General features: G+C 64.4%; 11 protein-coding genes. 3 read left to right on the top strand and 8 right to left on the bottom strand.

Annotated features, from left to right (window positions below; all coding sequences use genetic code 11):
• The coding region (locus AC1DVT_RS16380; protein WP_477390045.1) for a hypothetical protein at positions 1-240 on the top strand (240 nt) is incomplete at its 5' end.
• 287 nt (positions 241-527) lie between these two features.
• On the opposite strand, the gene AC1DVT_RS16375 is transcribed toward AC1DVT_RS16380, so the two are convergent.
• The 7 genes from AC1DVT_RS16375 to AC1DVT_RS16345 all read right to left on the bottom strand — a co-directional run bounded on the left by AC1DVT_RS16375 (position 528) and on the right by AC1DVT_RS16345 (position 5,764).
• Positions 528-1,148 (bottom strand): hypothetical protein, encoded by a 621-nt coding sequence (locus AC1DVT_RS16375; RefSeq protein ID WP_477390044.1) that lies wholly within the window; start codon positions 1,146-1,148, stop codon positions 528-530.
• A 331-nt stretch (positions 1,149-1,479) separates the two neighbouring features.
• The gene (locus AC1DVT_RS16370) at positions 1,480-1,980 is read right to left on the bottom strand and encodes an RNA polymerase sigma factor (protein WP_477390043.1); all 501 of its coding nucleotides are present in this window, start codon (positions 1,978-1,980) and stop codon (positions 1,480-1,482) included.
• 299 nt (positions 1,981-2,279) lie between these two features.
• Entirely contained in the window at positions 2,280-3,158 is an 879-nt protein-coding gene (locus tag AC1DVT_RS16365; RefSeq protein WP_477390042.1) for a hypothetical protein, read from the bottom strand.
• Complete coding sequence (locus AC1DVT_RS16360) at positions 3,155-3,718, bottom strand: RNA polymerase sigma factor (protein ID WP_477390041.1); 564 nt, start codon at positions 3,716-3,718, stop codon at positions 3,155-3,157. Before AC1DVT_RS16360 ends, AC1DVT_RS16365 begins: the two co-directional genes overlap by 4 nt.
• 134 nt (positions 3,719-3,852) lie before the next feature.
• Positions 3,853-4,419, bottom strand: a complete 567-nt coding sequence (locus tag AC1DVT_RS16355; RefSeq protein ID WP_477390040.1) for a hypothetical protein — start codon at positions 4,417-4,419, stop codon at positions 3,853-3,855.
• A 194-nt stretch (positions 4,420-4,613) separates the two neighbouring features.
• Positions 4,614-5,105, bottom strand: a complete 492-nt coding sequence (locus tag AC1DVT_RS16350) for a hypothetical protein (RefSeq protein ID WP_477390039.1) — start codon at positions 5,103-5,105, stop codon at positions 4,614-4,616.
• Positions 5,102-5,764 carry an RNA polymerase sigma factor gene (locus AC1DVT_RS16345; RefSeq protein WP_477390038.1) on the bottom strand — a complete coding sequence of 221 codons (663 nt, stop codon included), beginning with the start codon at positions 5,762-5,764 and terminating at the stop codon, positions 5,102-5,104. The genes AC1DVT_RS16350 and AC1DVT_RS16345 overlap by 4 nt, the downstream gene beginning before the upstream one ends.
• A 255-nt stretch (positions 5,765-6,019) precedes the next feature.
• On the opposite strand from AC1DVT_RS16345, the gene AC1DVT_RS16340 reads away from it, so the two are divergent.
• Complete coding sequence (locus AC1DVT_RS16340) at positions 6,020-6,655, top strand: hypothetical protein (RefSeq protein ID WP_477390037.1); 636 nt, start codon at positions 6,020-6,022, stop codon at positions 6,653-6,655.
• Between the two features lie 276 nt (positions 6,656-6,931).
• Complete coding sequence (locus AC1DVT_RS16335) at positions 6,932-7,243, top strand: hypothetical protein (protein ID WP_477390036.1); 312 nt, start codon at positions 6,932-6,934, stop codon at positions 7,241-7,243.
• 18 nt (positions 7,244-7,261) lie between these two features.
• Here AC1DVT_RS16335 and AC1DVT_RS16330 read toward each other — a convergent pair.
• Positions 7,262-7,464 (bottom strand): hypothetical protein (locus AC1DVT_RS16330; protein WP_477390035.1); only part of this gene is annotated, 203 nt, incomplete at its 5' end.

Genomic DNA, 7,464 nt, shown 5'->3' with positions numbered 1-7,464 from the left:
GGTGATTGCTTCGCCGTCGTCACGACCGCGGCGATCCCCGCGGAACAAGAGATCGACCAGAACTCCTGGTCAATCTCAGGTCTCGCGTACACCGCGTGCCGCGTGGGAGCCTTTCCGGCCACGGTCGAGATGCTCGTGGACAGCAACGCCCCCGAGGAACTACGCGCTACTTACCCGGACGGCGCCCTTCAATTCGTCAAGGCAGGCGACCAGATCGGCGTTTTCCTGGACGAGGGCTAAGCAGCCACTCCACCAACCGAAGCCGCCCGCTGAGGCACCCCCTACTGCGGGTCCGCGGCAGCTAACAGCCCGTGCGAATTGGCGAGGGCAGGGCGGGGATCCCGTGTTTCGCCCGTTTTCAGCTTCCGATGCGGGTCTCGAGAATCGGTTCGGCGTCCCGTGCCGTATTGGCATTCGTGATCATTCCGGAAGCGAAATCGATAGCGATGGTGAGTTGTCTCACGAAGGGTAGACGGTCGCCGGACGCAGGGCGGGACGAGTCCACGGATTTGGTTGCGGGCGTTGAATCAGGTTTCTCGCGGGAGGGCGATATGAAATGCCCCTATCCTCGTGGTCCCATCGCTTGAGTAGATGGCGATGTCCCAACCCTCCGGAAAGAGTTGAGCGCGTTGCTTCGTCCATTCGACAGACTCCTCCGGGCTTCGCGGTTGATCCCGATGATCCGGAGAGAAGGAGTTCAAGTCGGCGGATCTCGCGTAACCCTTAATGGGGTCGCCGTTCGGGCTGACCCCCGCGACAGCGACCAGATCGGGAGAGCCAAGTGGTCCTCCGTCCACCCCGTACGTCTCGCCGTTAGCGTTTACCGCGAACCTGGTCGGCAAGTAATTCAGATACTGAAGGGCGATCGATGCCCCTCCGCTCGGCGCGGTATCAACGTAAAGGACCCCACCGCTTCCCAGAATGGCAATGTCAGTCCAGGTCGTTCCGGAGGTGTTTGCGACATCTCCCGCGGAGCAGGCGATTCCGGGATTGGCGGAGGGATTCGTATCGGTCCCGAACGTCGTTAGCCCGCTGCTCATGCAGACGACGGTGACTCTCACATGCGTCGCTCCCTCAGGAACATCCGTGAGCGCAACCTCGCTGTGACCTAACACCGTCGCTACCGTCGGAGAGCCCAGAAGGGACACCACAGGCTCCCCGGGCAACACGCCGGCTGGAGCCGGAATCGAATCACCAAGGTCCGGCCATTCTGCTTCGACATGCACGGGTACGGCACCAAACCAGCCCGTACTCGCAAATGCGGCCGCCGAAATCCCCATACCGCCAGCGATACCAGCCACCAGAATCGCAACCCACGCCCAACGTGAGCGCGGGCGCACAAGAACCGTGCGGCTTCGCGTGGTTGCCCCAACCGCCTGGCCGGGATGGGGAGGCAAAAGATCAAGAGAGTCGGGGTTGGAGTCATACGGGCTGGACGCCATCAACAGGCGGTCAAGCTCAGACTCGGAGAGCAGGTGGTCAGACATCGGTTAGCGTCTCCTCCCGTGACAGCGCGGCATCGTTCGACGCCCACGCAGCGCGCAGCGCGGCTTTGGCGCGGCTGATCCGCTTCCACACCGCCTGCTCCGAACACCCCAACGCAACCCCCACGTCGCTGGCCGCGAGGCGATCCCAATAGGTCAGCTGCAGCACCTCACGGTGACCGGGAGGGAGCGTTTCCAGCAAAGCACGGACGGTCTCGACATCGTCATCGCCCATGTCTCGCACCGCCACGATGTCCGCATCCCGCATCGCCCGACGCTCCCGTTCCCGACTGCGCAACTCTGCCTTCATGAGGTTGCGAGCCGTCTGGAACAGCCACCCAACCGGATGCGGGTGATCGTCTCGAAGCTTGGCGTACGCCAGTTCGAACGTCGACGCCACGACATCCTCGGCCGCCGCATCCCCCACCTGACGACGGGCGAATCGCGCCAACGCCACATGCTGCTCGCGGTACAGCACATCGAACCCGTCCCGCATACATCCCTCGCAGTCATGCCAGCCTCGACATCCTCGCACCCCACTCACCGGTCAGCCCTTCGACCTGTGGAAAGCAGCCCTACACCTGTAAATGCACAACGGGACCGAATCCTGACACCCACGACGCAAATTGCAGGAATCTGCCATGGGCAGCGGACGGTCACGCGTCGCACGGAGGGAACCGCGGCCCCGTCGCAGCAAACCCACCGCGGAGCGCGATCATCGGGTTGGCGCTCGAGCATCTTCCAACAACTCACCTGCTGCATTCAGAGACCCACCGCGGACGGCGGTGAGTTGTTTCAGCCGTTGATCTGGAAGGTGCCGATCTGGGTTGTGCCGTCGGAGGTGTAGACGGGGATGGTCCATCCGTTCGGGTACTTCTGTTGGGTCTCTTCCTGCCAACGGAGTGCTTCGTCGGGCGAGGAGGGGAGTCCGGGGTGGTCGGGGCTGCTGCCATCGAGTTCGCTCGCGAAGATGTAACCCACGACCTGTGTTCCGTCGGGCGCGATGCCGATCGCGGTGATCAGGTCGGGCCGGCCCTCGATCGAACCCTCGACGCCGTAGGTCTGCCCGTTCGCATTGATCCCGAGACGAGTGGGTATCTGAGTGATGTACTGCACGGTCACGACTGCGCTGAAGTCGGTCGGGTTCAGGTAGAGGGTGTGGACGGTATCGTCCAGCGGGAAGTCGTACCAAGTCGAAGGATCTACACCGGAGGCGAGGTACTGCGCGTTCCAGCCTCCGTTGGGATTGTTGCCTCCTGGATCGGTTCCCCAGTTGAGCGCCCCAGGTGTCAACGGCATGAGGGTGACCCGGGCGTGGGTGGCCGCGGCAGGCCGGTCGTCGAGGGAGATCTGCGTGGTCGTGTCGAAGGTTCGGGTGATCGGGTCGCCGAGCAGAGCGATGATGGGTGCGCCCGGCGTCACCCCGGGGGGTGCGGCGACCGCGTCCGGGTAGGCGGGTGTGGGCTGTCCGGAGGGTTGCGCGGGGGTGGGTGTGAGCATTCCGGTGGCGGCGAATGCTCCCGCGGAGGCCCCGGCGCCGATGAGAAGACCGGCTAGGACGAACCCGGACGCCCAGAGCGCACGGCGCCGACGGGGCTGCGGGTTCTCGGCGACATGGTTGATCAGGTTCGCTCTGATCGCGTCGGAGCGTTCCGGGGTGAAGTTCGCCATCATGACCCTCCTTCAGGAAGTGGATGGGCGATAACCGCCGTGCGAAGGCGGGCACGGAGACGGGTGAGCCGCATCTTCGCGGCCGACTCGGACAGCCCCAACGCGATCGCGGCCTCCCGGGTCGTGAACCCCTCCAACGCCGTCATCGCCAGAAGCGTCGCGTCCGCGGGACGTGCCGCGGCGATCGCTTCCCGCAACGCGATCAGGTGCTCGTGGTCGCGATCGGCGATCGGATCGGCCGGATCGGGCACCACGGACGGAGCGGGCAAGGCAGCCAGAAACCGATCGTACCGACGCCTTGCCCGGGCGGCGTTCCTGGAGATGTTCTGCGCGGTCACGATCAGCCAGGGCAGCAGCGACCCGTCCACGAACCGCACCGCGTCACGGCGACGCCACAACTCCAGGAACGCCGCCGCCGTGAGATCCTCCGCGCTCGTCGCGCTGTTCCCGCTGGCAATCAGGTGCCGGAAGATTCGGTCGCGATGCCGGTCCCAGATCAGGCCGTACCGGCGAGTGTCGCCAGACAGCACCAACCGCCACACCATCTCATCCGAATCGTCCACCACACTTCATAGTGTCCGCAGCCACCCGAATAGTCACACCGCGCCCAGACAACATTCCAAACGCCGTGAATCGCGAACCGAAGTAGTAGGCGAGGATCCGTTTGGCGGAGTTGAGCTGTCGCGTCGAGGGACCGCTATGTGACTAGTCCCTCACGGCCTTCCCGGTAGAGATATCGTACGAAGCCGACCAGCGCTGTCGTCGCTAGGCCCGCACCGAAGGCAAGCGTGCAAGACCAGACGATCCCGAGCGACACGCCCGCCCGATCGATGTAGCTATCCACCGAGGACATCCGAAGCCACACCACGAGCGCGAGCACACCACCCGTGGCCACTGCGTACAGCAACCACCTCGCGTAGCCAGGGACCGAACCGGCTTTCCTCCACGCGACGCTTACGACCACGCAGGCGGAGACCATGACCAACGTCGCCGCGGAGACGATTAGTGCTGCGATCCATTGGGCGACCCACCCCTCAGTTGACATTTGTTGACTGCATGTTTGACCGAGCGGAATAAGCGAGAACTCCCACTGACCACTGATCTCGGTGGCTCCGATGGCGCAGTAATCGTTGCGTCGCTGCAACAGCGCAGAGGTGGTCACGAGGAAGACAACCGCAGGAGCAATGAGCGCGGAAACCCACCCCACGATCGATGCGATGTCTGTGACTCGGGCGAGCGTCTCTCGCTCTCCGGAAGCAGTCACGGAATCGAACCTAACGGGTGCGAACATCACGCACCGGGACTTCGCTCGCAAGCCCTCGCTCTCGGCGCACGCAAGTGTGCCGGCAGCCGGGGACCGATCCACTTTGCGTGACCCGGGCTCGTCCCGCTGAGGGACCCTCGCACGGTGGGGACAGGGCGGGGGTGGACCGAATCTGAGGTCGGTTCCGGACTGGGTCAGTGCTCCAGGGGGTGGAGGTGCAGTTCGGAGCAGGCGATGCGCCCGGGGATGACGGCGGCGCTGCCGTCCGCCATGACGCAGGCGGTGAAGGATTCGGGAACCGCTGCGGTGGTCTGTTCGGCGCTGAGCGGGTCCTTTCCGGGCGCGAGGGCGCCGGAGGCCCACACGTCACGGCAGACGCGGAGCGCGTCGTTGATGGGCACTGATTGACCGCCATCGCTGATCGCGACGGCCGTCCCGTCGTAGCCGCCCGAGTTGATCGTGGGCGTGGCGAAGCAGTGCACGATCAGTTGCTGGGTGACAGGTGCTTGGTTGAGCGCGATCATGCCGGCAGCGGCGACCCCGATGATGGCGACGACGGATCCCGCGATACTGATCCGGCCCCACATGGTTGCCCACCATTTCGGCCGGGTCAGGTCTTCTCGCATCTGCCCCACGACGACATCTTCGATGAGGGCGCTGTGCGGCATTCCACGCTGCTCGGTCATCGCGCCACCTCCTCGGTCAATGATGTGTGCTCGCTCAATCGGTCGCGGAGTCTCGCCTTCGCGCGGGACAGTCGCGACTTCACGGTGCCTTCGGGGATGCCGAGGGCGATCGCGGCGTCGCGGGTGCTCAGCTCCTGCACGATGCAGAGCAAGATGACGCTCGCATCCTGCGGGCCGGCATCCCGTAGTGCCGCCCGCACCTGCTGCGAGAACCCCTCACTGTCCACGACGCGAGCAACCTCGTCCGCATGATCTGGTATGGGCTCGGGTCGGGGCACCCGCTTGAGCAGACGCTGATGCCGGCGCCGCCCGCGCAACTGATTCTTCGCCGCGTACGCAACCACGGTCAACAGCCACGGCAGCGCGGAATCATCCACGATGCGGACGCTGTCACGTCGCCGCCACAACTCCAGAAACGCGGTTCCGACCACTTCTTCCGCATCCCAGCTGGTCTTCGTCATTCCCAGCGCGGCCGCATACAGGCGACGTTCGTGGCGGCGGAACAGGCCGCGCAGCGCGAGATCGTCGCCGTGGATCATCCGGAAAAGAAGGGCCGAGTCCGGGGGCGTTTCGTTCTGCTGCATGTCACCTCGATCGGGGAAGGCTTCGAACGCGCCGCCATACGGAACCACAACACGATAAGCCACCCAGCCGACCACGACCGACCGGCTGTGCACAGATCTCGGGTTGGAGGCTCGTTGGCTAAGGTGACCGCCGACAGGTTGGTGGAACCAAATGGGCGATGCCGGACATTAACTGTTGTGCGCGAAACTGTCGCGCGTCTCGAGGAGCAACGTGAATCACGGGCGGTCTTCCACACGACTCCGCATCGCAGTCGTAGTGACGGGTCCGTGCGCGCGCACGACCGGCTTACGCGCCCGCCGCTTATGCGCTGGCGTATGTTTCGGCCATGAGTGGATTTACAGCGCCGCGCCAGGTGCATCAACAGTGATGACGGCGCTCAGAGCCAGGAAAGCGAGTACCTCTTGAGAATCGACGCACCGAACTGCGTAGGGCAGTCAGCGAAGAGAGCGATTGTGGCGTTCGCCCTCACCGGAACCTGCGTCGCCGCGTTGTCGGCGTGCACAAGCGCGCCAGCACTCCTGCCCTGCCCCGAGTCGCTCAGTGACGCCGTMATCAGCCAAAGCGACACATTCCACGTCGACAGCGAACTCAAAGCCGCAGACGTCCCCGCTTCGATCAAAGACCTCGGCGATTCGCCGCCACCGTCGTGCGCCTTCTTGGGCACCGCCTCTGGCGCGGATGATCCATCCCCGTACGCAGCCGTGTGGGTCACCGACCAGGCATCCGAGGCCGATTCGATCTCGGACCAGATCGCGTCAGCGACTGAAGCGACCGGCTTGCCGATTGTCGCTGAGGTAGCTGGGACAGACTCCGTAGTGAATTTCATGCAGGTCGCCGACGACGGCACAGTGACACGCGTCATCGTCCAGACGATCTCTAGCGGCTCCGCCCTCATCGGACTCGGCGCAGAGGAAGCAACACACCTCGTCCTGCTCACCAGCGCCACAACGCCCCCGAACTCTTGACCGCCCACCCCCCGGAAAGAAGGAAAAGGTCACGAACCCGTCGCCTACCGCCCCTTACGACACCTCATCCCCGGCGCGATCGCGACCGCCGTCACCACTCCCAAGGCCAGGTTGGAACCGACCGGCACCGGCGAACACTCCATCACCGTATTCAGACTGTTGCTCGAGATGACCAGCTCGCGATCACCCGCGATGCCGTCACCGTCAGCGCGATTTGAGGGACCGGCTTACCGGCCGGCCCAACGCTGGCGGGCATCGTCGGGCTACCGTCGAAGGGTGGACACTATCGAACGGGAATCACGTATGAGCACCCTGCTCGTCTTTCCCGAGTGGGGCGGGCGAGAGGTAGTTCCCCGGTCGATCGACATCTCTCCCGAACTACGTCAGCGACTCAGGGCGTGGAACCGGACGTGGGAGGTCGTTCTCGATCCTGTGCTTGAGATCAAGTGGCCGGACCCGGCGGTCGGACGCAAATGGATCGCTGAAGGCGACGCACTCGTACGTGACCTGCAGCGAGAGATTGGATCGAGCCTTCGCGTGGCCGGCGATTTCGCTATGTATGACCCGGACGCCTCAGAGGACCGCTGAGGGACCGGCTTCCGCGCCCTATCGGGAGACTTGCTTGGCCCAGATTGGCCGTTGGTCCGGTTCGGTGTCGAGGTCGATGCCTCGCAGGCGAATCAAGCACACGCCGGTTGCAGTCCTAGTCACTGCCCAGAGGCTATGGGTCCGGCCTTGAGATTGTGAGGGAATCCACTCGAGAACTTCATCGAGATCAGCATCCGAAAGCTGCCACTCCTCCTTGGCGC

The organism is Microbacterium sp. P2_F9 (assembly GCF_056403635.1).
Note: the sequence above shows the minus strand (reverse complement) of the source record. Positions and strands in the feature narration are given on the sequence as shown.

Excerpts from the sequence above, each read along its gene's own strand:
- AC1DVT_RS16370 (WP_477390043.1), bottom strand. The coding sequence starts at position 1,980 with ATGCGGGACGGGTTCGATGTGCTGTACCGCGAGCAGCATGTGGCGTTG.
- AC1DVT_RS16365 (WP_477390042.1), bottom strand. The coding sequence starts at position 3,158 with ATGATGGCGAACTTCACCCCGGAACGCTCCGACGCGATCAGAGCGAAC.
- AC1DVT_RS16350 (WP_477390039.1), bottom strand. The coding sequence starts at position 5,105 with ATGACCGAGCAGCGTGGAATGCCGCACAGCGCCCTCATCGAAGATGTC.